A 23,757-nucleotide genomic window follows, 5' to 3' on the forward strand; every position below is an offset into this window, starting at 1 on the left:
CAAAACAGACAATCATGCAGCTATCGCCCCTGGTCCAGCGCTTCGTCCTGCATTTCGGCGAGATGGGAAGCCGCTGGGGTATCAACCGCACTGTCGGCCAGATCTACGCGCTGCTGTTCACCGCCGCGCGGCCGCTCAATGCCGACCAGATCGCCGAGGCCCTGGGCTTTTCCCGCTCCAACGTCAGCATCGGGCTGAAGGAGCTGGAGTCCTGGCACCTGGTCAAGCTGAGCCACCAGCCCGGCGACCGCCGCGAGTATTTCTCCGCGCCGGACGATGTCTGGGCCATCTTCCGCACGCTGGCGGAGGAGCGCCGCCGGCGTGAGATCGACCCCACCTTGTCGATGCTGCGCGAGGTGCAGCTCGAATCCCCCGCCGACCCCGACGACCGCCATGCGCAACAGCGCATGACCGAGATGTACCAGTTGATCCTGCTGGTGACGAGCTGGTTCGGCGACATGCAGAGGCTGGATGTCGCCACGCTGGAAAAGCTGATGCGCCTGGGTTCGCGCGTGACGCGGCTGCTCGAGGCCAAGGACAAGCTGAGCGGCGCCCTTGGCGGCAAAGCCACGCGCGCGGCCGGCAGCGGCAAGTCTTCCCGTAGCAAGCAGTAAGGAGTCGCCCCCCATGTTTTCCGAGCTCGACCCGGTCATGCTGGCGCGCGTGCAGTTCGGCGCCAACATCACCTTCCACATCCTCTTCCCCACCATCAGCATCTCGCTGGCGTGGGTCCTGCTGTTCTTCAAGCTGCGTTTCAACAAGACCGGCGACGCGCGCTGGATGGCCGCCTACCGCTTCTGGGTCAAGGTCTTCGCGCTGACCTTCGCGCTCGGTGTGGTCAGCGGCATCACCATGAGCTTCCAGTTCGGCACCAACTGGCCCGGCTACATGGAGACGGTCGGCAATATCGCCGGTCCGTTGCTGGCCTATGAGGTGCTGACGGCTTTCTTCCTCGAGGCCACCTTCCTCGGCATCATGCTGTTCGGCACGCGGCGCGTCAGCAACCGCGTGCACACCGTCGCCACGCTGCTGGTGGCCGGCGGCACCACGCTGTCGGCCTTCTGGATCCTGGCACTGAACTCCTGGATGCAGACCCCGGCGGGCTTCGAGATGATCGACGGGCGCGCCCACGCCACCGACTGGCTGGCGGTGGTCTTCAACCCGTCCTTCCCCTATCGCCTGGTCCACATGCTGCTGGCCTCGGGCCTGACCGTGGCCTTCCTGGTGGCGGGCATCTCGGCCTACCGCTGGCTGCGCGGCGACCGCGCGCCCGAGGTCCGTTCCACGCTGCGCACCGGCGTCGTGCTGGCGGCGGTGCTGATCCCGCTGCAGATCGTCGCCGGCGACCTGCACGGACTCAACACGCTGCACCACCAGCCGGCCAAGCTGGCGGCGATGGAAGGCATCTGGAAGACCGGGAAGGGCGCCCCGGCGGTGCTGTTCGGCCTGCCCAACGCCAGCACGCGCAGCAACGACTTCGAGATCGCCATTCCCAAGCTGGCCTCGCTCTACCTGACGCACAGCCTCGATGGCGAGATCCGGGGCCTCGACGCTTTCGGCGAGCGCCATCCGCCGGTGGCGCCGGTGTTCTTCGCCTTCCGCATCATGGTGGGGATGGGCCTGCTGATGCTGGCGGTGTCCTGGCTGGCCGCCTGGCAGACCCGGCGCGGACGCGAGCCGCGCCGCTGGCTGGCGCGCGCGCTGATGGCCATGACCTTCTCGGGCTGGGTGGCGCTGGTGGCCGGCTGGTACGTCACCGAGGTCGGCCGCCAGCCCTATCTCGTGTACGGCGTGCTGACCACCGCGCAGGCCGCCTCCAAGGTGCCGGCCACCATGATCGGCAGCACCCTGGTGATGTACCTGACGCTCTACGCGGCGCTGATCGCGGCCTATGTCTCGGTGGTGTTCTACCTGGCGCGCAAGGCCGGCGAGGCCGACGCGCAGGCCGATATTCCCCGCGGTATGATGCCCAGCCACTTCCGGAGCGCGCAATGACCGACCTGAGCCAGGCCTCCGGCTGGATGCCGGTGGTATTCCTCGCCCTGATGGGCCTGTCCATGCTGATCTACGTGATCCTCGACGGCTACGACCTCGGCGTCGGCGTGCTGCTGCGCCGCGCCGACGACGCCGAGAAGGACGCCATGATCGCCTCCATCGGCCCCTTCTGGGATGCCAACGAGACCTGGCTGGTGCTGGGCGTTGGCCTGCTGCTGACCGCTTTCCCGCTCGCCCACGGCGTGATCCTGACCAACCTCTACCTGCCGGTGGCGCTGATGCTGGCCGGCCTGATCCTGCGCGGCGTGGCTTTCGATTTCCGCGTCAAGGCGCGTGCCCACCACAAGCCGTGGTGGAATGCCGCCTTCTATGCCGGCTCGCTGCTGGCTGGCTTCTCGCAAGGACTGATGCTGGGCCTGTACATCACCGGCTTCCGCTACGACCTGCCCAACCTGCTGTTCGCCGTGGTGGTGGGCCTGTGCCTGGTGGCGGGCTACTGCCTGCTGGGCGCCGGCTGGCTGGTGATGAAGAGCAGCGGCCGGCTGCAGCGGCGCGCGGTCTACTGGGCACGGCGCAGCCTGTGGCTGACGGCGGTGGGCGTGAGCGCGGTCTCGGTGGTGACGCCGCTGGTCAGCGAGCGCATCTTCGACAAGTGGTTCTCGCTGCCGAACCTCATCCTGCTGGCCCCGGTCCCGCTGGTCACGGTGGCGTTGTTCGTCATCGTCGACCGCCTGCTGCGCCGCATGCCGGCGCTGCTGGACGCCGGCAACGAGCGCTGGTGCTGGGTGCCGTTCGCGGCGACCGCCGCAATCTTCCTGATGGCCTTCAACGGCCTGGCCTACAGCCTCTTCCCCTTCCTGGTGGTCGACCGCATCGACATCTGGCAGGCCGCCAGCGCACCGGAATCGCTGGGTGTGATCCTGGTGGGCGCCGCCGTGGTGCTGCCCACCATCCTCGGCTACACGGTCTACGCCTACCGCGTGTTCTGGGGCAAGGCCACCGACCTGCATTATTATTGAAGATGTGAAGCCGGCCGCCCGCGAGGCCGGCCGGCTGCCCTTCCCCGACTTCGATGCAAGGCCTGCACCGTCCCGACCCTTCCCTTGCCAACGGCCTGGCGCCGCGCCTGCTGGCACGGCTGCGCGAGCGAGCCGGCGCCCAGGTGCGCGCGCTCACACGCAGCAATTCCGGCCTGAGCCTCGACTACGACAACCCGCCCGGCGACCCCGGCCTGTTCGGCCCGGCGGCGCTCTGCTGGCGGGTGCACGCGGATTTTCCCGCCATGCTGGCAGGCGGTGTCAGCGCGCTGCTGATGCAGACGCTGCATCCGCTCGCGCTGGCCGGCGTGTGGGACTTCTCCACCTTCCGCACCGACATGCAGGGCCGCCTCGGACGCACCGCGCAGTTCATCGCCGGCACCACCTATGGCAGCCGCGCCGATGCCCTGGCGCTGATCGAGCGCGTGCGGCGCATCCACGCCGGCGTGCGCGGCACCGCGCCCGACGGCCGTGCCTATGCGGCGGACGACCCCGCCCTGCTGACCTGGGTGCACGTGGCGGAAGTCTCCAGTTTCCTGGCCGCCTACCTGCGCTACGTCGGACCGTTGTCGGTGGCCGAGCAGGACAGCTACTACGCAGAGCAGGCGCGTATCGCCGAATTACTCGGCGCCACCGGGGTGCCGCGCACGCGCGCCGCCATCGCCGACTACCTGCAGGCGATGCGGCCGCAGCTGGAAGCCAGCGAGCGCACCCATGAAGTGGTGCGGCTGGTGATGCAGATGCCGGTGGCCAATCCGCTGCTGGTGCCGGCCGTGCGCATCATGGCGGACGCCGGCATCGCCCTGCTGCCCGACTGGGCGCGCCGGCAGCTGGGCCTGCACGGCGCCTCGGTGCGCCGCCCGGCCTCGCTGGCCGGCATGCACCTGCTGGCGCCGGCGCTGCGCTGGGCGCTGGGCCCCGGACTGGCCGCGCGGGCGCGGCGCCGCGCGGCACGCCCGCCGGCATCCTGACGCCGGCACGCCCGGCAGGGCCGCGGCGCTCAGCCGGCAATGCGGCCGGGCAGGTTCAGGCGTGCGCCTGGCAGAAGGACTCCATCGCCTGCGTCAACGTCCGCACCGCCCCTTCGGTGACCGCGTTGTAGAGCGAGGCGCGCAGGCCGCCGATAGACCTGTGCCCCTCAAGCCCGACGATGCCCTGCTCGCGCGCCTCGGCCATGAAGGCCTGGTCGAGCCGCGCATCGCCGAAGGTGAACGCCACGTTCATCTGCGAGCGCCACGGCCGGCTCGCGTGGATCGAGACCGCGTCGCCCAGGCTTTCCAGCGTCTCGTACAGCATGCGCGACTTGCGCTGGTTGATGCGCTGCATCGCCTCCAGGCCGCCGATCTCGTCGCGCAGCCAGCGCGTGACCAGCGTCAGCACATAGATGGCGAACACCGGCGGCGTGTTGTAGTTGGAGCCGTTGGCGATGTGCGTCCTGAAATCCAGGATCGCCGGCAGGCCGGCGGGGATGCGCTCCAGCAAGGAGCGCTTGACGATGGCGACGGTCACGCCGGATGGCCCCAGGTTCTTCTGCGCGTGCGCGTAGATCATGGAATAGCGATCCGTGCGCAGCGGCGCGGAGAGGAAATCCGACGACATGTCCGCGATCAGCGGCACCGGCGCCATCCGCTCCGGCGCGGCGAACTGCAGTCCCTCGACCGTCTCGTTCGACACATAGTGCAGGTAGGCCGCCGCCGGATCGATCTCCAGCCGGTCCAGCGAGGGCAGCTCGCGATAGCCCGTCGCGGCACCATCCCAGATCACCTGGCTCGGACGCACGCGCGCGGCTTCCAGCGAGGCCCGCTTGCTCCAGTAGCCCGAATCGATGTAGGCCGGCGGGCCGAAGCCCTCCCCGGCGAAGTTCATCGGGATCATGGCGAACTGGAGGCTGCTGCCGCCTTGCATGAAGACGACGGCATAGTCCTCGGGCAGGCCGAGCAGGCGGCGCAGGTTGTTCTCCGCCTCGAGCAGGATGTCGCGGAACCACTCGGACCGGTGGCTCATGCCCAGCACGGAGATGCCGGTCTCGGGCAAGGCCGCGATGGCCTGGCGGGTGTGCGCCAGGACGGATTCGGGAAGCGCGCCGGGGCCGCCGGAGAAGTTGAGCTGGTTCGGGTTCATCAGTGGTCGCGATGATTGGTTTCAGGGCTGGACCGGGATGCCGCGCGCAGCAGCATGCCGGCAAACGCTTCGAATACCTTGCGCATCTGCGCTGGCTTGTGGGGGAAGGTGGCGGGGTCGTCCATGTCGTGCACGACCATGGCGGTGGCAACCTCGAAGATCAGCAGGCGGCCATCGGGCGCCTCCGCGCAATCGAAGCCGATATAGTCGAGGCCCGACTGCGCCGCGATGCCTTGCAGCGCGTCGCGATGCCGGGCGGCGAAGCCGGTATCGAAGTCGGCCATGAAGCGGGCCTCTTCTTCCCTGCGCTCCGGGTGGGCGATCATCTCCTCGTAGGGATAGTGGACCATCCAGTGGCGCGAGATACCCATGTGGCAGACGTAGGGCACGCCGTCGATCAGGACGATGCGGTACTTGCGGAAGAGGCCGTCCGCGCCGCTGTAGTCGATGAACGGCGCCACGTAGAACGTATCGGCCTCGGCGCCTTCCAGGTACTGGCGCAGTTCCGCCTCGTCCGCCACCCGCGCGAGGCCCTTGCCGGCGTGGGAGCCGACCGGACGCACGATGAACGGATACTGCCCGTCGACTTCCTGCGACAGGTTCCACTCGCCCCTGGCGGCGGCCAGCAGGCGCTCGCGGCCGACGCGGACCGTATGCGCCATGGCGATGCCGGGCAGCTTGCCCAGCAGGGCATAGGCGGCCTCGCGCGTGGTCAGGGCGATGTGCTCGGGCCGGTTGAGCACCGGGCGCGCCGAGGCAGCGATCAGCTCGGCCGCCCGTCCGAGCGCGCCGGCATTGGCATCCAGCGCGCACGCGGCGACCAGCAGGACATCATGCTCGGGCAAGGCGGCGGGCGGCGCCAGGCCGGGGTCGACATAGAGCGCTTCGACCTGGATGTCCGCGCCGGCGAGCAGGCACTCGAACGGCGTGTTCGCCATCAGGTCGCCCGGCGCCTTCAATGCCAGCAGACGCACGGGCCGCGGTGCCACCGCCTCCTTGAGGCGATAGTGCGTGCGGGTATGGAGCGCGAGTTTCTGGACGTCGAGGGCGGCATCCTTTTCATACTTCATCTCGAGTACCAGGGCCAGGTCCAGCAGGGCCTGCGGATCGTCATGCGCCTGGCAGTACTCGAGCAGGTGCGCGCCGACCGGTGTCAGGTCCTCGCCTGCTACGGCTTTTCTCAGCAACGTGGCCAGTCCGAGCGGCTGGTATGCGGGCGAATGCGGCGGACGCTGGTCGACAGCGTCGGTTTCGATGGGGGTCATGGGTGCCCGGTTGCCTATGGGTTCGGTCGGTTCGGTCGGTTCGGCCGGTGCGGTCCGCGCGGAACGGGCGGCGGCATCGGCCGCCGGCGCGGTCGCCGCGAAACGTTCAGTTGCTGCGGCCTGGACCGGCTTGCGCGCATGCGCCGGAGAAGGAAGCCGCCTCGCTCACATAACCGACCTCCTCCTCGAACCACCCCCGCAGAAGCGAAGCCGACGGCACGCCGCGGCCAAGCGGCGCCGGAACGGGAACCGCTTGCGCACGGGATGAGACCAGCCTCAGCACGACGGCACCACGGCGCCTTGCCTGTTCACTCATACGATTCCTTTCATTGGCTTGTACCGACCGGCAGGCGGGCGGCGGGCAGCGACACGACGCCCGCGAGCATCACGGCGCCGGCCGGGCCGGGTAGTTGGAGTACAAGGGTACCCCTGGCCACCGGCCCGCAATCGAATGAAAAGACATGGGAATTGACGCAAGCTTGCGTTTGCCGGCCGGAGCGTGGATAGCGCACGCCCCGTGCCCGGGCGGCCGGGCGGACAACGGCCTGCCCGGGTGACATCCGGCCGGGCAGCCGCCGAAAGGCGGCGAAAGGCGGCGATCGAGGCGGACCTGGCCGGTGACCGCTGATCCGCGGCCGGCGGTGAACGCTATCCGGCAGCTATCCGGCAGCTATCGGACAGCAACTCCGCAACTACTCGGCAACCGCGGCGGAACTGCCGGCGGAGCCGCGCAGCGCGGCTTCGGGCAGGCGGGCCACCAGGAAGGGCGACAGCAGCGAGGCCGCCGCGCTGAGCAGGAACAGGGTGCGGAAGGCCTGCTCAGCGGCCTGGCGCACGGCGGCCGCGTCGCCGTCGCCGGCCCCGGACATGGCGCGATGGAACATGCTCATCAGCACGTCTTCGCCCCCCTTGAGTTCGGCCACTCCCACCCCGCTATGGCGCAGCAGGGCGATCAGGATGGTGGTCAGCACGGCCACGCCCACGGCGCCGCCGAGCATGCGCGAGAAGGCCGTCAACGCGGTCGCCACGCCGACCTGGCTGGGCGGCACGGCGTTCTGCGTGGCCACCAGGGCGCTGGGCAGCTGCAGGCCGATGGCCAGCCCCAGCGCACTCATCACCAGCGCGCACAGCCAGGTGGTGCGCGGGTCGACGAAGGCCAGCGCCAGGATGGCCACCGGCGCAACCAGCGCCCCCACCAGCTGCAGCGGCTTGTACCGTCCGCTCCAGGACATCAGGCGACCGGAGATGAAGGCGCCGAAGGGGATCGCCAGCGTCAGCGGCACCAGGCGCAGCGCCGCGGTATCGGCGTGGGCGCCGCCCACCACCTGGAAGCGCAGCGGCAGCAGCACCGACATGGCGATCAGCTGGAAGAAGCACAGGAACAGCGTCACGCAGCAGATCGCCACCGTCGGCACCCCCATCATGCCCAGCGGGATCATCGGATCGGTGGCGCGGCGCTCCTGCCACAGGAACAGCGCCAGCCCGAGCACGCCGGCCAGCAGCAGTGCCAGCGAGGCCGGCGCGGTGGCGGCCTGGCCCTGGCCCAGGCGCGTCAGGAACACCAGCAGCCCGCTCAGGCCGCCGCCGAACAGCAGCGCGCCCAGGTAGTCGATGCGGTGGCGGCGCCCGCCCGCGGGCAGGTGGCGCAGCGCACGGCGCACCACCACCAGCGCCAGCAGGGACAGCGGCAGGTTGATCCAGAAGATCCAGCGCCAGGACAGGTAGTGGGCCAGGTAGCCGCCGATCACCGGGCCGGCCATGCTGGCCACCGCCCACACGCCGCTGACATAACCCTGGTAGCGGCCGCGCTCGCGCAGCGGCACGACGTCGGCGATGGTCGCCTGCGAGACCGAGATCAGGCCGCCGCCGCCGAGGCCCTGCAGGATGCGGGCAAGGATCAGCTGCGGCATGGTCTGCGCCATGGCGCAGGCCAGCGAGGCCAGCAGGAACAGCGCGATGGCGAAGGTCAGCACCGAACGCCGGCCCAGCAGGTCCGACAGCTTGCCGTAGATCGGCGTCACCACGGTGGAGGCGACCAGGTAGGCGGAAATGACCCAGGCCATCACCTCGAAGCCGTTCAGCTGCATGGCGATCTCGGGCAGCACCACGGCGACGATGGACTGCTCCAGCGCGCCCAGCAGGATCGCCAGCATCAGGCCGAAGATCACCTGCATGACCGGCACGCCGGGCGGCGCAGCGGACGAGGGTGCGAGGGAAGGCGAAGCGGAGGCAGGCGCGGCGGCGCCGCCCTGGGCGGACGGCGTGTCGGGGGGACGGACTGTCATGTCGGGAGAGTGCGGCACGGCCGGCCGCGCGGCGAAGCGCGTGAAGACGCGCCGTGAGCCATGCCGCGCCCTGCTGCCCCGGCCGTTGCTGCTGTTTTTTGTGTTGGGGGCAAGCGAAGCCGGTATTGTAGGCTGAAGCCGGCCGCGCTGCCGGCCGCAGCATGGGGCGGCGGGGCCGGCGCGCGGCTGGAAGCTCGGCTAGAAGCTCTCCCAGTCCCCGCTGGCATGCTCCACACTGGCGGCCCGCCGTGGCGCCTGCGCCACCGGCCGGCCGGCGGCGGGGCGCGATGCCTCGCGCCTGGCCGCTGGCAGCACACCATCCTGCGGCTTGCGCGTCACCGGTGGGCGGGCCTTGCTGGGCAGCACCGGCTGGCGGGCCGGCTCAGCGGCGGCGAAGGCCGCTTCGCTCCCGGTCCTGGCGGCCCTGGCGGACCCGGTGGCCCTGGGAGGCTGGGGGGGCTTGCCGGCCGTTGCGCCCGCATTCGCTCGCGCACGCGCGGGAATCGCCGGGGCGGCGGCCGGGCGCGCCACGGCGGCCCGGCGCGGCGCCGCCGGGGCCGGCGCGGGATCCTGGCGGGTCCATGCGGACGCGGCCAACGCGGATGGCGTGGACGGCGTAGATGGCGCCGCGACCGATACCGGCGCCGCCGGCGCGGCACCGACCTCGAAGCGAGAGGCCTCGTCGACCAGCCGCGCCGCCTGCCCCTTCAGGCTGTCGGCCGCCGCCGCGGCCTGCTCCACCAGCGCGGCATTCTGCTGCGTCACGCTTTCCATCTGCGCCACGGCGCGGTTGATCTGCTCGATACCCGATGACTGCTCCTGGGTGGCGGCCGAGATCTCGCCCATGATGTCGGTCACGCGGCGCACCGACGCCACGATCTCGTCCATGGTGCGGCCGGCATGCTCGACCTGGCGCGCACCGTCGTCCACCTGGCGCCCCGATGCCGTGATCAGCTCGCCGATCTCCTTGGCCGCGGCCGCGGAGCGCTGCGCCAGGCTGCGGACTTCGGATGCCACCACGGCGAAGCCGCGGCCCTGCTCGCCGGCGCGCGCGGCCTCGACCGCGGCGTTCAGCGCCAGGATGTTGGTCTGGAAGGCGATGCCCTCGATCACGCCGATGATCTCGGTCACGCGCGCCGAGGATTGCGAGATGCTCTGCATGGTCTGCACCACCGCGCGTACCGCCTGCCCGCCGGCGTCCGCCACTGCCGACGCGCCGACGGCCAGCTGGTTGGCCTGGTTGGCGTGGTCGGCGTTCTGCCGCACGGTGGAGGTCAACTGCTCCATCGAGGCGGCAGTCTGCTGCAGCGAGGCGGCCTGCTCCTCGGTGCGCTGGGACAGGTCGGTATTGCCGCGCGAGATCTCGTCAGTGGCGGCACCGATCGAGGCCGAGGCGCCCTGCACCCCGCGCGCCAGCGCCGACAATTGGCCGAAGGCACGATTCAGCGCCTCCAGCATGCGGCCCAGTTCGTCGCGCCCGTGCCGGGAGACGGAATGGTTCAGCCGCCCCTGGGCCAGCGCCTCGGCGGCCGCCAGCGCCTCGCGCGCGGCCGCGGTGATGGAACGCGTGATGGCGACCCCGGCCACCACCGCCAGCAGCACCGCCACCAGCGTCAGGCCGGCCAGCAGGTTGCGCGCGGTCGCATAGCTGGTATCGGCATCCCGCAAGGCGCTCACGGCCAGTTCGCGGCCGGTCGCGGCGAGTCCGTTGAGCTGCTCGAAGTAGGGTGCCTGGGCAGCCGGCAGCGTCGCCACCAGCGATGCCCGCGCCCCGGCGAACTCGCCGGAGCGCAACTGCCTCAGCACCATGTCGAGCTGGCCGTTGTAAGTGTCACGCGCCGACTTCAAGGCACGCATGCGTTCCTGCACCTCCGGCCTGCCGCTGGCATTGAGCACGCGATCGAGCTCGTCCAGCGTGGCGGACATCTGCTGGCGCAGGACATCGATCTGATTACCATTGCGCTCCACCGCCGTGGGATCCTCGCTCAGCGTGGCATCGCGCACCATCACCCCGATGGTCAGCGCCGACTCCTTGACCCGGTCCAGGTCCAGCACCTTGAACAAGCGCTGCTCGACAGTCTGGTGCATGGATACATTCAGCGCATGCAGGGAAAACGCCCCGACCAGCGCGACCGCCACCAGCAGTACCGCCACCAGCGCGAAAGCCCCCGACAAGCGGAAGCCGATGCCGACATTGCGCAAACGCATCTGCTCAATCCTCCTCGATCCTCGGTCTCTACGTTATGAACGCACACGCGCCGGCATGGCCCCGCAAGGCAGACGCCGACGCAAGCGGCGCTAACGGCCGCGCCATGCGCCACCTTGAGCGGAAAAACGAATAGAGGGGGAAAGCGCCGCCTGTTCCGCCAATGGGCAGGACAGCGCGGCGCGTCTAATACAGATGAGGTACCCCGGACAACGCCGGAAGCAGGACATCGCGGCTCCGGCCGCGATGTATCCATGCAGAGGGCCAAAAAAAGAAGCCCACGCGCGGGGTGCTCGTAGGCTTTCGAGGACTGCCAAGAGCCGAACGGCTCTGCTGTGAATATAAACGCGCTTACATGAGGTGTAAATCCTGCTTCCATCAGGGAAACCCCGGATGGCGCAGGTGTAGCTTCTGCCACTTTTTTGTGAACGGAAGGATGACGCGCACCTCTTGCCAGCGCAAAGAAGACGCCCCCTCCCGGCCGCCAAGCCTTGCAGCGACGTGGTCCGGGAGTCATGCGCCAGAACCGGCAGTCCGGCACCGGAAGATACCAGCAGATAACATTTCACGGTTCTCACGCTGCGTTTTAGAGGTAAACCTCTAAATGACGAGAGTGAGGACTGAGTCAATCTCCGAAAAACTTTGTTACTCTCGCCGGCTGAAGTGTTCCCCTTCTCTCCTGGCGACACCTCTCGGCCCCAGCCGCAGGGCAGCCCAGCGTCCCGCAACGGACCCTGCCCGATGCGCGCCGAGACGGTCAGCCCCTGCGGCCCTTGCGCCGGCACCGAGAGCGAATGTTTCATCCCTCGCCGCCATCGGGTTGCCGCGGTTTCCGCCCTGCTCTCGCCCGCAGCGAAGCCTGGAACCGATCCCCGAAGCGTAGTCAGCCGCCAGGACCCGTTCGGGCTCTTCCGGAGAAGCCGTGCACAAGAAGGTAACCAGGCCAACCCGCAGCAAGCGAAAACTGCAGTCGCTCCATTACGCCGCGCACTACGGTACGCACTCGCCGGTCGTCGTCCATCTCTCCAACGGCGTCCGCCTGCAGGGCCTGGTGCTGCGCATGGACGACTACGTGCTGCTGCTGGGCAAGCATGTACAAGACCAGCAGCCGCAGGTGGTATACAAGCACGCCATTTCCTGGGTGATGCCGGCCGCCGCCGCCAACTCTCCCTTCGATGCCCACCGGGACGAGGCCATCAACTCGCCCGAGTTCGTCGATCTCTTCATTCCACGCGGCCGCCGGCGGGGCTAGTTCCCTGCCCGCCGGGCTCCGGAATGCCCCGCTTGCAGATTCGACGCGAAGATCACTCTAAATCTTCTTCCCGCCCTGTCGATAACCCTTGCAACGGAGGCACCACTGATCCTGCAACGCAGGTGGCCAACGTTACGGCACCCGCCGGAATGTGCATATATCACTGGAAATAGGAGCCCACCATGTCAATGGTCATCAATACCAACGTGTTGTCTCTGATGACTCAGAACAACCTGAATGCGTCGCAGTCGAACCTGAGCACTGCGATCCAGCGCCTGTCGTCGGGCCTGCGCATCAACAGCGCCAGCGATGACGCCGCCGGCATGGCCATCGCCGACCGCATGACGTCGAACATCAACGGCATGACGCAAGCGCAGCAGAACGCCAACGACGGCATCTCGCTGGCCCAGACCACCGGTGGCGCCCTGAGCTCGATCACCGACAACCTGCAACGTATCCGCCAACTGACGGTGCAAGCGCAGAACGGCACGAACTCGGCTTCGGACCTGCAATCGATCCAGGACGAAATCACCCAGCGCCTGCAAGAAATCGACCGCACCTCGCAACAGACCCAGTTCAACGGCATCGCCGTGCTGTCGTCCAAGGCCAGCGCAGTCAGCATCCAGGTCGGTGCCAACGACGGCCAGACCATCTCGATCGGCCTGCAGGAAACCAGCACCAAGACCCTGAACCTGACCGGCTTCAGCGTGGCCGGCCAGCAGAACGCCGCCGCCAGCCAGACCGACCTGCAGAACGCCGTCGCCGCCGGCACCGCCGTGCAGGACGCCAACAACAAGAACCTGTACCAGGTCACCACCAAGAACGTGTTCGCGACCTCGGCACAAGTGCTGTCGAACCTGAAGGATGGCGACACCGTTGCAGTGGCAGGCGGCAACACCTACACCTACAACGCAAGCGCCGGCAACTTCAGCTACACGGTCAACACCACCTCGGGTAACGTTGCCGCGCTGGCCAACTCGCAGAAGCCGGCCTTCGGCCAGGCCACCGGCACGTACACCAACCAGACCGGCGCGACCGTGCAGTTCAAGGTCGACAGCTCGGGCAAGCTGACCGCCGCCGACGGCACCACCACGCTGTACGACGACGGCTCGGGCAACCTGACCACCAACAACACGACCGGTTCGTACGCCCAGGCCACGCTGGCATCGACCTTCACCGCCGCGTCGGGCGCCGCTGCCGGCAAGGCAACCATCTCGATCAACGGCACCACCTACAGCTCGGATGGCGCCAACGGCCTGAACAACACCGCCACCGCGACGAGCAGCGACGTGCAAGCGGCCATCCTGGCCGGCGGCTCGGGCAATGCCACCACGGTCACCCTGGGCAAGACCAGCGGCCTGAGCACCACGGTCAAGATCGACGGCGCCAGCGGCAAGACCGACGGTGCCAACGGCGCGACCTCCCAGTACATCGACGCTAACGGCGGCCTGACCAACACCGCCAGCTACACCACCAACTACCTGGTCGACTCGACCACGGGCAAGGTGAGCGTCGCTGCCAACAACGCCAGCACGGTTGCGGCAAACGATCCGAACATCAACGCCAAGGTCGGCCAGACCGCCTACGTGGATGCTTCGACCAACGCCTTCACCACCGCCGCTCAGTCGTCCACCGGCGCTTCGACGGCCGACCCGCTGACCGCCATCGACAAGGCCCTGGCCGCAGTCGACAAGCTGGCTTCGAGCCTGGGCGCGGTGCAGAACCGCCTGTCCTCGGCCCTGACGAACCTGGGTACCAGCATCACCAACATGAGCTCGGCCCGTTCGAACATCCAGGATGCCAACTACGCGACGGAAGTGTCGGCGATGACCCGTTCCAACATCCTGCAACAAGCCGGTACCTCGGTGCTGGCCCAGGCGAACCAGTCGTCGCAAAGCGTGCTGAAGCTGCTGCAGTAAGCTGAAGCCCCGCCAGCGCGGGGCCGGACGCCAGTCCGGCCCCGCGCGGGAGCATTTCCGCAGGGCTCCGGCCCTGCGAAAGTCCTTCCTTTCCTGATGGGTTCGGCCAAGCCAGGAACACCCCATGACGACCACCTCCTCGACCTCCAGCAGCTCCAGCCCCCTGATCACGTCACTCGGGGTCGGCTCCGGCCTGGACCTGAGCACCCTGCTGACCCAGCTGACCACGGCCGCGCAGACGCCGCTGACGCAGATCAAGAACCAGGAGACGGCCTACCAGACCAAGCTGTCCGCCTATGGCCAGCTGCAGAGCATGCTGACCGCCTTCCAGACCACGGCGCAGCAGCTCTCCAAGCCGAGCTTCTTCAATTCCACCACTGCCACCTCCAGCAATGCCGGCACGGTGGGCGCGACCTCCAGCACGAGCGCGGTGGCAGGCAGCTATGCGGTCAACGTGACGCAGCTCGCGCAAGCCCAGTCGCTGGTCAGTACCGGCCAGGCCAGCCAGACGGCCAGCACCATGACCGGCACCATCCACATCAACCTGGGCACCATCTCCGATCCGAACAACACGCTCAGCAACGGCGTCTACGGCAATGGCACGACCTTCGCCGCCAAATCGGGATCGAGCGGCGTCGACATCACGATCGACAGCAGCAACAACACGCTGCAGGGCATCGCCGGTGCCATCAACAAGGCCAACGCCGGCGTCACCGCCAGCATCATCAACGACGGCTCGGGCACGCCCTACCGCCTGGTGCTGACTTCGAACGCGACCGGCGCCAACAGCAGCATGCAGATCACGACGAGCAACGAGTCCGGCAGCGGCGCCTCGCTGTCGTCCCTGCTCGGCTATGACCCCACCGGGGGCAGCGCGCAGAACATGCAGCAGGTGGTGGCCGGGCAGAACGCGAAGATGACGGTCAACAACATCGCGATCCAGAGCGCCAGCAACAGCGTCACCGATGCCATCCAGGGCGTGACCTTGTCGCTGTCGCAGACCGGCGCGTCGACCGTGGCGGTGAAGCAGGACACCAAGACGATCGAAACCGGCGTGCAGTCCTTCGTCACCGCCTACAACAACCTGCAGAGCACCATCACCAGCCTGTCGGCCTATGACGCCAGCACCAAGACGGCCCAGCCGCTGACCGGCGACTCCACGCTGCAGGTGCTGCAGCAGCAACTGCGCTCGGTGCTCAACGCCGCGCAGAGCGGCAGCGGCAGCGGCGCAAACGCGATCAAGACGCTGGCCCAGGCCGGCGTCACCTTCCAGAAGGACGGCACGCTGTCTTTCGACTCCACCACGCTGGACAGCGCGCTGTCCAGCAACCCGAACGGCGTGGCCGCGCTGTTCGCCAACACCAACGGTGTCAGCGGCTACGGCAACCAGATCAATTCGCTGGTCACCAGCATGACCGGCACCAACGGCGCCCTCACCGCTGCGACCAACGGCATCAACCAGACGCTGACGAGCCTCAGCTCCCAGTACACGGCCTTGCAGGGCACCATCAACGCGCAGATCCAGAACTACCAGACGGAGTTCAGCCACCTGGACGTGCTGATGTCGCAAATGCAAAATACCAGCAGCTATCTCACGCAGCAGTTCAACGCGATGACCAAGAGCAGCAGCACCTCGGGTTGATCGCCGGAGCCGGAGCCAAGAATCATGTATGCACGCAATGCCGCCAATACCTACGCCAAGATCGGCGTGCAGACCGGGGCCATGTCGGCCAGCCCCCAGCAGTTGATCACGATGCTGTACGATGGCGCCCGCGGTGCCATCGCCCGCGCCAAGTTCCACATGGCCGACGGCAACATCGCCGACAAGGGCAAGGCCATCGGCCATGCCATGCGGATCATCGACAACGGCCTGCGCGCCTCGCTCGATCATGAGGCGGGCGGCGACATCTCGGCCAGCCTGGAACAACTCTACGAGTACATGTCGCGCCGCCTCTTCCAGGCCAACCTGAACAACGACGCGACCATCCTCGAAGAAGTGGACCGCCTGCTGGAGAACCTGGCCTCGGCCTGGGCGCAGATCGCCGCGACGCCGCAGCCGGTCGCCATGGAGTCCTGACATGCCGGCAAGCAGCCCGATCCTTGCCTGCTACGTGGAACTGGAGGCACTCGCCAAGCGCATGCTCGGCGCCGCGGAAGCTGGCAGGATGGACGATGTCTACGCGCTGCAGGAGTCCTACCTGGCGCGCGTGGAACACCTGAAGACCCTGGACCACGACGCGCCCGCCAGCGTGGACGAACGCGACCGGCGCCGCGGCCATCTCGAGCGCATCCTGGCCTGCGACGCGGCCATCCGCGACCTGCTGATGCCCGAATGGAACCGCCTGAGCGACCTGCTGCGCAACAGCCGCCGCCAGCGCGACCTGCACCAGGCCTACCAGCCCGCCTGAGTTTCCCACCGCCCTCGGCCCGAGCCCCCCCTCGAACCCGTCCCCCGTCCCCGCACCGCGCCCGGCCGCCCCCGGCGCCCGCCACCCGGCAATGCGGAACGGTCCAGGGCACAACGCGGCCTGACGAACGCCAGCCATGACCAGCATCCCGTCCTTGCCCGACCCTTCGCTGCTGACCGGCGCTTCGGCCTCGCAAGTCCGCTCCGCCCTGACCGCGTCGCGCCTGGCCACGCTGCTACCCCTCTCCGATGTGCCGGAAAGCGGGATGCAGAGCACCAGCGGCGGCACCGTGGAAGCGCGCGGGCTCGGCCAGGCCACCGCCGCCGGCACGCCCGGCGGCCCGCTCGCTGCGGGCGGCTCCACGCGCGAGACCTTGAGCTGGACCGCGCGCACGATCCTCGACCTGGTCGAGCGCACCGACGGCACGGCGGTACGCGGCGGCCAGCCCCTGCTGCCGGCCGCGCCGGCCGGGGCCGCAGCCGCGGCCACGCTGCGCAGCGCGCTGACGATGCTGGTCAACCAGAGCGGCATGTTCTACGAGAGCCATCTGGCGCAGTGGTTCAACGGCGCGCGCTCCCTCGATGCGCTGCGCCAGGAACCGCAAGGCCGTCTGCCGGCCGCACCGCGGCCGGACGCGCAGGATGGCGCCGCCGCCGGCACGACGGCGCAGGCAGCGCAGGCGGCGCCCGCGGCCACACCCGACGCCCGCCCCGCCCCCCCGGTGCTGCTGCTGCCGGCCCCCACGCCAACGCCTGCGCCAGCGGATGCGGCCGCCCGCCCGGCGCTGCCGGCCGGCGAGACACTGCTGGCCGCCCAGCCCGACGGCGACACCGATGCAGCGAGCCACAGCCCACCCCGCCCCGCCCAGCCGGATGGCCACGCGGCCCAGCCCGGCGCGGCAGCGCCGAGGCCCGGCAACCTCGCCGCCGAAGCCTACGCGGCGGTCGCCCGCGGCACCGCGCGCCCGGCGCGCGAACTGCAGGCAACGGGCAGCGACAGCGCCGCGCAACCGGCCCGCGCCGGCGTGCCCGACGCCCAGGAGGCGGCGCGCGGCGCGGCTCCGATCATCCATCCGGCCAGCGAGAACCTCGTCAGGCAGCAGCTCGACCTGCTGGCCAGCCAGCAGTTCCGCTGGACCGGCGAAGCCTGGCCCGGCGTTCCCCTCGACTGGGAAATCCAGCCGCAGACGTGGGACGACACCGGCGGCGGCGCGACGGACCGCGCCTGGTCGACGCGGCTGCGCCTGACATTGCCCAATCTCGGCGAAGTCGAGGCGCGCCTCAGCCTGCACGGTACCGGCCTGCAGGCGCTGCTGCTGACCCCCGACCGCGCGGTCGCCACCCGCCTGAATGCCGAGCGCTCCGCGCTGGCGGGCAATCTCTCGGCCAATGGACTGGTACTGATGCGGCTGGACGTCGAGGCCCTGCGGGCGAGCACGCAGGAGGCCGCGCCATGAACGGATCCGATGGACAGGATGCACGCGCGGCCGCCGTCGCGCTGCGCTACGACCCCGAGCATGGCCGCGAAGCCGCCCCGCGCGTGGTCGCCAAGGGCTATGGTGTGGTCGCCGATGCGATCATCGCGCGCGCCAAGGAGGCGGGCGTCTATGTGCACGACTCGCCGACGCTGCTCAACCTGCTGATGCAGGTTGACCTGGATGCGCAGATTCCGCCCGAACTGTACGTTGCCGTGGCCGAGCTGCTGGCCTGGCTTTACCGGCTGGAGCAATCGTCGCCCGAGGCGGGCTGACGCCGACGGTGCCGCGGGCGCTGCGCCACCGGCCCGATCGGTGCATCGGGCGCGCCGGGCGCATCCGGCGCGACACCTCCTGCCCCGGACCTCCGCCCGGCGCCTTCGCCATCGAGCCGGCCACCCGCTTGCGGAGAGCCGATGCCTCGCTTCAGGCCGAGGCCAGCAGCCCCTTCAGCTCCCGCGCCACGCGCTCCACGTCGGCACGCTCGAGCTGCAGGCCTGAAGGCAGGTTGATCGCATGCGGCCCGATCTCGTAGCAGACGCGGTTGCGTTCACGCGCCTGCAAGGCCGAGGCGCTGCCGGCATAGGCCTGCAGGCTGCTCAGCGGGCTGAAAAAAGGGCGTGTGTCGATGCCGCGCTCGGCCAGGTGCTGGATCGCGGCGACCTTGCCGCCCAGGCGCTCGGGCAGCACCGCCGTGACCATCCAGTAGCTGTTGCGCACCTGCGGCGGCTCGCTGTTGAGCGTGATGTCTGAGCAGCCGTCCAGTGCCTCGCGGTACCAGGCGAAGATCTCGCGCTTGCGCGCCACCAGTTCCTCGATGCGCTCGATCTGCGCCAGCCCGAGCGCCGCCTGCAGGCTGCTCATCTTGTACTTGTAGCCGACCTCGCGATTGTCGAACAAGGTGTCGCCGGGCTGGCGGCCGTGGTCGCGCAGCACCAGCACGCGGCGGTAGATGGCATCGTCATCGGTGATCAGCATGCCGCCTTCGCCCGTGGTCAGTGTCTTCGAGCCATGGAAGCTGAAGGTGCCGACCGCGCCGAGCGTGCCGGCCGCGCGGCCCCGGTACTGCGAGCCGGCGGCCTCCGCGGCGTCTTCGATGACGGCAATGCCATGGCGCCTGGCCACCGCGTGCAGCGCCTCGTAGTCCGGCATGCCGCCGTACAGGTCGACCGCGATCAGCGCCCGCGTGCGAGGCGTCACGCAAGCCTCCACCGCCTCGGCCGACAGGCACCAGGTGTCGCGCTCGATATCCGCGAACACCGGGGTCGCGCCGACGTAGCTGATCGGCGCGGCACTGGCGATCCAGGTGCAGTCCGGGACGATCACCTCGTCGCCCGGGCCGATGCCCAGGGCCAGCAGCGACAGGTGGAGCGCCGACGTGCACGACGGCAGCGACACCGCATGCCGCACGCCGTGGTAGTCGGCGAAGGCACGCTCGAAGCGCTCGTTGTAGACATTGGCGTTCGACAGCCAGGCATGGGAGACCGCGTCGGTCACATAGGCGATCTCTCGCTCGGTGATGGAGGGGCCGGAGACGTGGATGCGTTTCATCATGGACAGGAGGTTCGGGACATGGGCCACGGGCGCCAGGCGCGCCGTGGACACCTTCAGAGATAGAGGAAGTCCAGCCCGCGGCTGCGCCAGCTCTCGACCGACTCGATGGCGGCGCGCGCATTGCGCGGATTGACGCCAACCAGGACTCGCCGCACCCCGGCGGGCAGCGCTTCCGGCGGCACCACCGGTCTGCCCCAGCAAGGCCGTCCGTACAGATGCACGTTGCGGTCGACGAAGCAGGTGACGTGATCGATCGAAGCCAGGCTCGCGGCGACGAAGTTTCCGTAGAAGCCGGCGCCATAGATCGCGCTGGCGCCCTCCGCGCGCTGCTCGAAGACCTGCACGCGCGTGGCGGCCTCGCGCCAGTAGCGTGCCATCTCCAGCGCCGCTGCCTCCAGCCCGGCTATGGCGGCCGCGTCCGGCGGCACCACGGCGCCCTGCGCCTGCCTGGCCCGCCGCGCCGTCACGACGAACACGACGTCGTGGGACTGTTCATCCACCTGTACGTCGGTGAAACCATTCGCGGCCAGCAAATGGCGCAACGACTCCGGCGTGAAGTGGTTGAGATGGTCTGCGACGATGAAGTCGCCGATATTGCGCCTCACGTTGGGAACGGTGAAGTGGAAGGTACCGTCCGGCGCCAGCAGCGCACGGATCTCTGCCAGCACCTGGGCGAGCCGCGGGATATGTTCCAGCGCGAAGAACGACAGCACCACGTTCATGGAGCCCGCCCAGGCAGGATCAACGCGGTGCGTCGCCCATCGGGCCGGGACCGGGAAACGCTCCCACAGCGGGATGTACTTGTCCGTCACGTCGAACAGGAAGGGTACGATGCCGGGTGCCAGTGTCGCCGCGACGCGCAACGTGTCAGCCTTGGCGCAACCATAGTCGAGCACGCGGCAACCGGGCCGCAGTTCGACCTTGGACAGCAGGACCCTGGCCTGGTGCTCGGCCAGCGCTACCGGCCTGCCGTCGACGATGGTGTACTCGGTGGTGGTAAGAATCTCATAGGAATTGGCGTAGTAGTCCGCCAGGTCGAGCAGCTCGCCGGTCTGCAGATGACCGCAGTGGCGGCAGAAGTACACCTCGGTGCGTCCCGCCACACGCGAGTTCATCGTGGTGAACGAGCTATCGCTGGCCGAACGGTAGATCGGTGCCACCAGCGGGGTCCCGCATACATTGCAATCACATGCCACTGTCATTCCCCCGCGCCGCTGCGCGGCGCTGCGTTGATCGATCGGCGGTCCGCCCGCCGGAGCGCTGCGGTCGCCTCAGAGATAGAAGAAGCTGATGCCGCGGCCACGCCAGGCCTCGACGGCCTCGATCGCGCCGCGCGCGGCGCGTGGGTTGACGCCCACCAGCACGCGCCGCACATTCTCGGGCAGCCCGTCCGGAGCCACCACGGGACGGCCCCAGCAGGCCTGCCCGTGCAGATGCGTGTTGCGGTCGACGAAGCAGTCCACGCGCTCGGGCGATGCCAGGCTGGCCGCGATGAAGTTGCCATAGAAACCCGCCCCGTAGATGGCGCAGGGCCCGTCGCCGTCCGCCTCGAAGGCACGGATCCGCGCCGACGCCTCGTTCCAGTACGCCGACATCTGTCGCGCCGAGGCTGCCAGCGCCCCCAGTTCCACCGCGTCCGGCAGCGGCGGCCGCGGCACCGGTGCTGCGGCCAGCCGCGCCGTCGCCACCAGCGCGGCATCGTGCGCTTCGTCGTCGACCTCGACGGCATCGAAGCCGTTGGCAGCCAGCAGGTAGCGCATCGAGGCCGGCGTGAAATGATTCACGTGGTCGGCCACGATGAAGTCCGCGGCATTGCCCAGTACGTTCGGCACCACCAGGTAGAAGGTGCCGCCCGGCTTGAGCAGCGCCTTGATGTCGGCCAGCGCCCGCTCCAGCCCGGCGATGTGTTCGAATGCGAAAAAAGACAGCACCACGTCCATGCCTGCCGCCCAGGCCGGATCGACCTGGTGGGTCGCCCATTGCGTGGGCACCGGGAAGCGCTCCCAGTACCCGACGTACTTGTCGGTCACATCGAACAGGAATGGCCGGATCTCCGGGCTGGTGGCCACCACCTTGCGCAGCGTCGCGGCTTGCGCGCAACCGTAGTCCAGCACCCGGCAGCCTGGCGGAAACTCGACCTTGGCGCGCAGCACTCGGGCCTGATGATCGGCGCGATAGACCGGCTGGCCGTCGACGATCTGGTACAACTGGTCAGCCTCCGCGCTGGCCAGGTTGATTTCGTAGACCTTGGCATAGTAGTGGGCCAGGTCCGGCAGCTCACTGGTCTGCAGGTGGCCGCAGCGGGCGCAGAAATGGACCTCGGTGCGGCCGCCGACCGGGGTGTTCATCGTGGTGAACGAGCGATCGCCGGCAGACCGGTAGACCGGCTCGCCCAGCGCGCCCGCGCAGACATTGCAGCAATTCACGAGTCCCCTTCCTTGACGAAGTATTCCTGGAACAGCGCTTCCACTTCAGCGCCCGCGCTGATCGACGGCTTCCAGCCCAGCCGCATGCCGTAGTCATCGCGGAAGTTGAAGAAGCGCGACTGCATCGACCAGCGCGCCTCGCTCGAGACGTTGAATCCCGATTGGTGGATCACCAGGAAATCCAGCACGATCAGGTCGCCTGGGCGCGTCAGCGGCGCGACCTGCTCGTAGCCCGCAGCCACCTGCTCGTCGTCGACGATCCCGATGCGGTAGGCGCCGGCCTTGGCCGCGCCGGCGCCGCTCTTGCTGCAACGGCGGATGCCGTCGCGATGCGAACCGCGGCACACCACCACGGGCCCGAGTTCCGGCGTCAGCGCGCGCAGCGGGCTCCACAGCACAATGCCGTCGACGCTCTGCGGCTGGAAAATGAACTCCTGGTGCCAATGGCTGCGGAACTGCTCTTCATGCGGCCGATCGATGCGGATGCCGTAGCTGGCGCCACCGATGCCGGCCAGGTCGGTGTTACGCAGCTGCTTGAGCAGTGCTTCCGACTTCTCTGCCGCGACCAGGCGCAGGAAGGCGGGAATCTGCTTGACCAGGTCGTAGACTTCGCCGCCCAGCCGCCGGTCGTGCGCGACCAGCCGCTCATAGCCCGCATCGAAGCACTCGGGCCGAAAGTCGCCGCGAGCCAGCGCGACGCCATGCCGCTGCGCCACCAGGCCGATGATCTCGTGGATCGCCCGCTGGATCGGCAGGATCTCGCGTTCCACGTCATAGAAGCCGCGCAGCACCAGCACACCGTCTCGCGCGAACGCCTGCCGCATGGCGCCATCCAGCCCCGCCGACACCGCCTCCGACACCGCCTCCATGTCGCCCTCCCCCCTCACACGCGCTTCAGGTAGCCGTCCGGCGCCACGGTGATCTGCAGCTTCGTCTCGAGCGCGAGATCGATCTCGAAGTGCAGGTCCTCACCGTCAACGCCCTGCGCCGGCTCGCGCTTCAGCGCTTCCAGATAGGCCCATACCGCGGTCTTCGGGCTATTCCCCTTGCCCCATGGACGATCCGCCGAGAGATGCGGTGCCTGGTCCTCGACCAACGTATCGAACACAACGCAGTAGCTGCCGCGGCTGGTCAATGGCGCGTAGGCCTGCAGTTCCGCCAGCACGTGATCGTGGGTGTGGTTCGAGTCCAGCATGACCAGCACGCGCTGGTAGCCGGCGGCGCGGCGGCGGACTTCCGTGACGACGGCGGGGTCGATGCTCGAACCTTGCAACATGTCGATCTTGTGTGACAGCGGATGACGCTCGATCTCGGCGCGGTTGTGGGCGCGGATGTCGATATCCAGCCCGAGCACTCGGCGATGCGAGGCGCGCGGATCGAAGGCGGTGCCCGCTTCGACCGCCTCGCAGTAGTCGAGCATGGCCAGCATGGAGGCGCTCAGGATGAGCGAACCACCATGGGCGATGCCGGTCTCGATCACCAGGTCGGGACGCACTTGCCAGATCAGTTCCTGCACCGCCACGATGTCCTGCGGATACTGGATGATCGGACGTCCCAGCCAGCTGAAGTTGTAGCAATACCTGCCTGCCGCGGCCACCTTCTGCATCCAGTCCAGCGAGGCGCCACGCAGCGAAGAGTCGGCGCCGAGCCGGTGGATGTTGTCTTGTACTTCCTGTTGGAATTGCTCAATCGGATTCATGTCGTTCCCGCTTGCGTTCCGGCGCGCTTCCTGTCACGGCGCGCCGCTGTCGTTTAGCCTCTTGCTGCCCTTCCCCACGCGCCGGTAACCGGTGCCCCGCCGTGTGCGTCAGTGCG

At 68.8% G+C, this 23,757-nt stretch carries 20 protein-coding genes; 11 read left to right on the forward strand and 9 right to left on the reverse strand.

The window, feature by feature from the left end:
* Window positions 1–14: 14 nt before the first annotated feature.
* Genes BKK79_RS22655 through BKK79_RS22670 form a run of 4 tightly spaced genes read left to right on the forward strand, consistent with a single transcriptional unit; the run spans window position 15 to window position 4,003 of the window.
* Window positions 15–614 (forward strand): GbsR/MarR family transcriptional regulator, encoded by a 600-nt coding sequence (locus BKK79_RS22655; protein WP_071018477.1) that lies wholly within the window; start codon window positions 15–17, stop codon window positions 612–614.
* A gap of 13 nt (window positions 615–627) precedes the next feature.
* On the forward strand, window positions 628–1,995 hold the full coding sequence (locus BKK79_RS22660; protein WP_071038855.1) for a cytochrome ubiquinol oxidase subunit I: 1,368 nt from the start codon (window positions 628–630) through the stop codon (window positions 1,993–1,995).
* A complete protein-coding gene (locus tag BKK79_RS22665; RefSeq protein ID WP_071018473.1) occupies window positions 1,992–3,014 on the forward strand; it encodes a cytochrome d ubiquinol oxidase subunit II in 1,023 nt (340 codons plus the stop codon). The genes BKK79_RS22660 and BKK79_RS22665 overlap by 4 nt, the downstream gene beginning before the upstream one ends.
* Window positions 3,015–3,067: 53 nt before the next feature.
* Entirely contained in the window at window positions 3,068–4,003 is a 936-nt protein-coding gene (locus tag BKK79_RS22670; protein ID WP_071018471.1) for an oxygenase MpaB family protein, read from the forward strand.
* A gap of 55 nt (window positions 4,004–4,058) precedes the next feature.
* Here BKK79_RS22670 and serC read toward each other — a convergent pair whose 3' ends face one another.
* From serC to BKK79_RS42075, 4 genes are all read right to left on the reverse strand, one after another.
* On the reverse strand, window positions 4,059–5,153 hold the full coding sequence (serC, locus tag BKK79_RS22675; RefSeq protein WP_071038856.1) for a 3-phosphoserine/phosphohydroxythreonine transaminase: 1,095 nt from the start codon (window positions 5,151–5,153) through the stop codon (window positions 4,059–4,061).
* Window positions 5,153–6,418 (reverse strand): ATP-grasp domain-containing protein, encoded by a 1,266-nt coding sequence (locus BKK79_RS22680; protein WP_071038857.1) that lies wholly within the window; start codon window positions 6,416–6,418, stop codon window positions 5,153–5,155. Before BKK79_RS22680 ends, serC begins: the two co-directional genes overlap by 1 nt.
* A 692-nt stretch (window positions 6,419–7,110) precedes the next feature.
* Window positions 7,111–8,592 carry an MDR family MFS transporter gene (locus BKK79_RS22685; RefSeq protein ID WP_232346493.1) on the reverse strand — a complete coding sequence of 494 codons (1,482 nt, stop codon included), beginning with the start codon at window positions 8,590–8,592 and terminating at the stop codon, window positions 7,111–7,113.
* Window positions 8,593–8,901: 309 nt separating this feature from the next.
* Window positions 8,902–10,911: a methyl-accepting chemotaxis protein gene (locus tag BKK79_RS42075; protein WP_071038861.1), complete on the reverse strand. Its 2,010-nt coding sequence runs from the start codon at window positions 10,909–10,911 to the stop codon at window positions 8,902–8,904.
* Between the two features lie 920 nt (window positions 10,912–11,831).
* Between BKK79_RS42075 and BKK79_RS22695 the strand changes: the two genes are divergently transcribed.
* From BKK79_RS22695 to BKK79_RS22725, 7 genes are all read left to right on the forward strand, one after another.
* Window positions 11,832–12,161: an RNA chaperone Hfq gene (locus BKK79_RS22695; protein ID WP_071018462.1), complete on the forward strand. Its 330-nt coding sequence runs from the start codon at window positions 11,832–11,834 to the stop codon at window positions 12,159–12,161.
* A gap of 182 nt (window positions 12,162–12,343) precedes the next feature.
* Entirely contained in the window at window positions 12,344–14,080 is a 1,737-nt protein-coding gene (locus BKK79_RS22700; RefSeq protein WP_071018460.1) for a flagellin N-terminal helical domain-containing protein, read from the forward strand.
* 124 nt (window positions 14,081–14,204) lie between these two features.
* Window positions 14,205–15,722 (forward strand): flagellar filament capping protein FliD, encoded by a 1,518-nt coding sequence (fliD, locus tag BKK79_RS22705; RefSeq protein WP_071018458.1) that lies wholly within the window; start codon window positions 14,205–14,207, stop codon window positions 15,720–15,722.
* 24 nt (window positions 15,723–15,746) lie between these two features.
* Window positions 15,747–16,157: a flagellar export chaperone FliS gene (gene fliS, locus BKK79_RS22710; protein ID WP_071018456.1), complete on the forward strand. Its 411-nt coding sequence runs from the start codon at window positions 15,747–15,749 to the stop codon at window positions 16,155–16,157.
* A gap of 1 nt (window position 16,158) precedes the next feature.
* Window positions 16,159–16,488, forward strand: coding sequence for a flagellar protein FliT (locus BKK79_RS22715; RefSeq protein ID WP_071018455.1), 330 nt, complete (start codon window positions 16,159–16,161; stop codon window positions 16,486–16,488).
* A gap of 136 nt (window positions 16,489–16,624) precedes the next feature.
* A complete protein-coding gene (fliK, locus tag BKK79_RS22720) occupies window positions 16,625–17,944 on the forward strand; it encodes a flagellar hook-length control protein FliK (protein ID WP_071038862.1) in 1,320 nt (439 codons plus the stop codon).
* Window positions 17,941–18,237, forward strand: coding sequence for an EscU/YscU/HrcU family type III secretion system export apparatus switch protein (locus BKK79_RS22725; protein ID WP_071018450.1), 297 nt, complete (start codon window positions 17,941–17,943; stop codon window positions 18,235–18,237). Before fliK ends, BKK79_RS22725 begins: the two co-directional genes overlap by 4 nt.
* Before the next feature lie 151 nt (window positions 18,238–18,388).
* Here BKK79_RS22725 and BKK79_RS22730 read toward each other — a convergent pair whose 3' ends face one another.
* The 5 genes from BKK79_RS22730 to BKK79_RS22750 form a co-directional block, all read right to left on the reverse strand.
* The gene (locus BKK79_RS22730) at window positions 18,389–19,516 is read right to left on the reverse strand and encodes a DegT/DnrJ/EryC1/StrS family aminotransferase (RefSeq protein WP_071040305.1); all 1,128 of its coding nucleotides are present in this window, start codon (window positions 19,514–19,516) and stop codon (window positions 18,389–18,391) included.
* A gap of 53 nt (window positions 19,517–19,569) precedes the next feature.
* The gene (locus tag BKK79_RS22735) at window positions 19,570–20,676 is read right to left on the reverse strand and encodes a class I SAM-dependent methyltransferase (RefSeq protein WP_197524049.1); all 1,107 of its coding nucleotides are present in this window, start codon (window positions 20,674–20,676) and stop codon (window positions 19,570–19,572) included.
* Between the two features lie 111 nt (window positions 20,677–20,787).
* Window positions 20,788–21,942, reverse strand: a complete 1,155-nt coding sequence (locus BKK79_RS22740; RefSeq protein WP_071038863.1) for a class I SAM-dependent methyltransferase — start codon at window positions 21,940–21,942, stop codon at window positions 20,788–20,790.
* The gene (locus tag BKK79_RS22745; RefSeq protein ID WP_198173391.1) at window positions 21,939–22,811 is read right to left on the reverse strand and encodes a phytanoyl-CoA dioxygenase family protein; all 873 of its coding nucleotides are present in this window, start codon (window positions 22,809–22,811) and stop codon (window positions 21,939–21,941) included. The genes BKK79_RS22740 and BKK79_RS22745 overlap by 4 nt, the downstream gene beginning before the upstream one ends.
* A gap of 14 nt (window positions 22,812–22,825) precedes the next feature.
* The gene (locus tag BKK79_RS22750) at window positions 22,826–23,641 is read right to left on the reverse strand and encodes a cephalosporin hydroxylase family protein (RefSeq protein ID WP_071038865.1); all 816 of its coding nucleotides are present in this window, start codon (window positions 23,639–23,641) and stop codon (window positions 22,826–22,828) included.
* Window positions 23,642–23,757: the final 116 nt, after the last annotated feature.

Source organism: Cupriavidus sp. USMAA2-4 (genome assembly GCF_001854305.1).
Lineage (GTDB): Bacteria > Pseudomonadota > Gammaproteobacteria > Burkholderiales > Burkholderiaceae > Cupriavidus > Cupriavidus malaysiensis.

Coding starts and splice junctions, on each gene's coding strand:
- BKK79_RS22670 (WP_071018471.1), top strand. CDS start 3,068: ATGCAAGGCCTGCACCGTCCCGACCCTTCCCTTGCCAACGGCCTGGCG.
- serC (WP_071038856.1), bottom strand. CDS start 5,153: ATGAACCCGAACCAGCTCAACTTCTCCGGCGGCCCCGGCGCGCTTCCC.
- BKK79_RS22750 (WP_071038865.1), bottom strand. CDS start 23,641: ATGAATCCGATTGAGCAATTCCAACAGGAAGTACAAGACAACATCCAC.
- BKK79_RS22665 (WP_071018473.1), top strand. CDS start 1,992: ATGACCGACCTGAGCCAGGCCTCCGGCTGGATGCCGGTGGTATTCCTC.
- BKK79_RS22685 (WP_232346493.1), bottom strand. CDS start 8,592: ATGCAGGTGATCTTCGGCCTGATGCTGGCGATCCTGCTGGGCGCGCTG.
- BKK79_RS22745 (WP_198173391.1), bottom strand. CDS start 22,811: ATGGAGGCGGTGTCGGAGGCGGTGTCGGCGGGGCTGGATGGCGCCATG.
- fliS (WP_071018456.1), top strand. CDS start 15,747: ATGTATGCACGCAATGCCGCCAATACCTACGCCAAGATCGGCGTGCAG.
- BKK79_RS22655 (WP_071018477.1), top strand. CDS start 15: ATGCAGCTATCGCCCCTGGTCCAGCGCTTCGTCCTGCATTTCGGCGAG.
- BKK79_RS42075 (WP_071038861.1), bottom strand. CDS start 10,911: ATGCGTTTGCGCAATGTCGGCATCGGCTTCCGCTTGTCGGGGGCTTTC.
- fliK (WP_071038862.1), top strand. CDS start 16,625: ATGACCAGCATCCCGTCCTTGCCCGACCCTTCGCTGCTGACCGGCGCT.
- fliD (WP_071018458.1), top strand. CDS start 14,205: ATGACGACCACCTCCTCGACCTCCAGCAGCTCCAGCCCCCTGATCACG.
- BKK79_RS22725 (WP_071018450.1), top strand. CDS start 17,941: ATGAACGGATCCGATGGACAGGATGCACGCGCGGCCGCCGTCGCGCTG.
- BKK79_RS22660 (WP_071038855.1), top strand. CDS start 628: ATGTTTTCCGAGCTCGACCCGGTCATGCTGGCGCGCGTGCAGTTCGGC.
- BKK79_RS22730 (WP_071040305.1), bottom strand. CDS start 19,516: ATGATGAAACGCATCCACGTCTCCGGCCCCTCCATCACCGAGCGAGAG.
- BKK79_RS22680 (WP_071038857.1), bottom strand. CDS start 6,418: ATGACCCCCATCGAAACCGACGCTGTCGACCAGCGTCCGCCGCATTCG.
- BKK79_RS22700 (WP_071018460.1), top strand. CDS start 12,344: ATGTCAATGGTCATCAATACCAACGTGTTGTCTCTGATGACTCAGAAC.
- BKK79_RS22715 (WP_071018455.1), top strand. CDS start 16,159: ATGCCGGCAAGCAGCCCGATCCTTGCCTGCTACGTGGAACTGGAGGCA.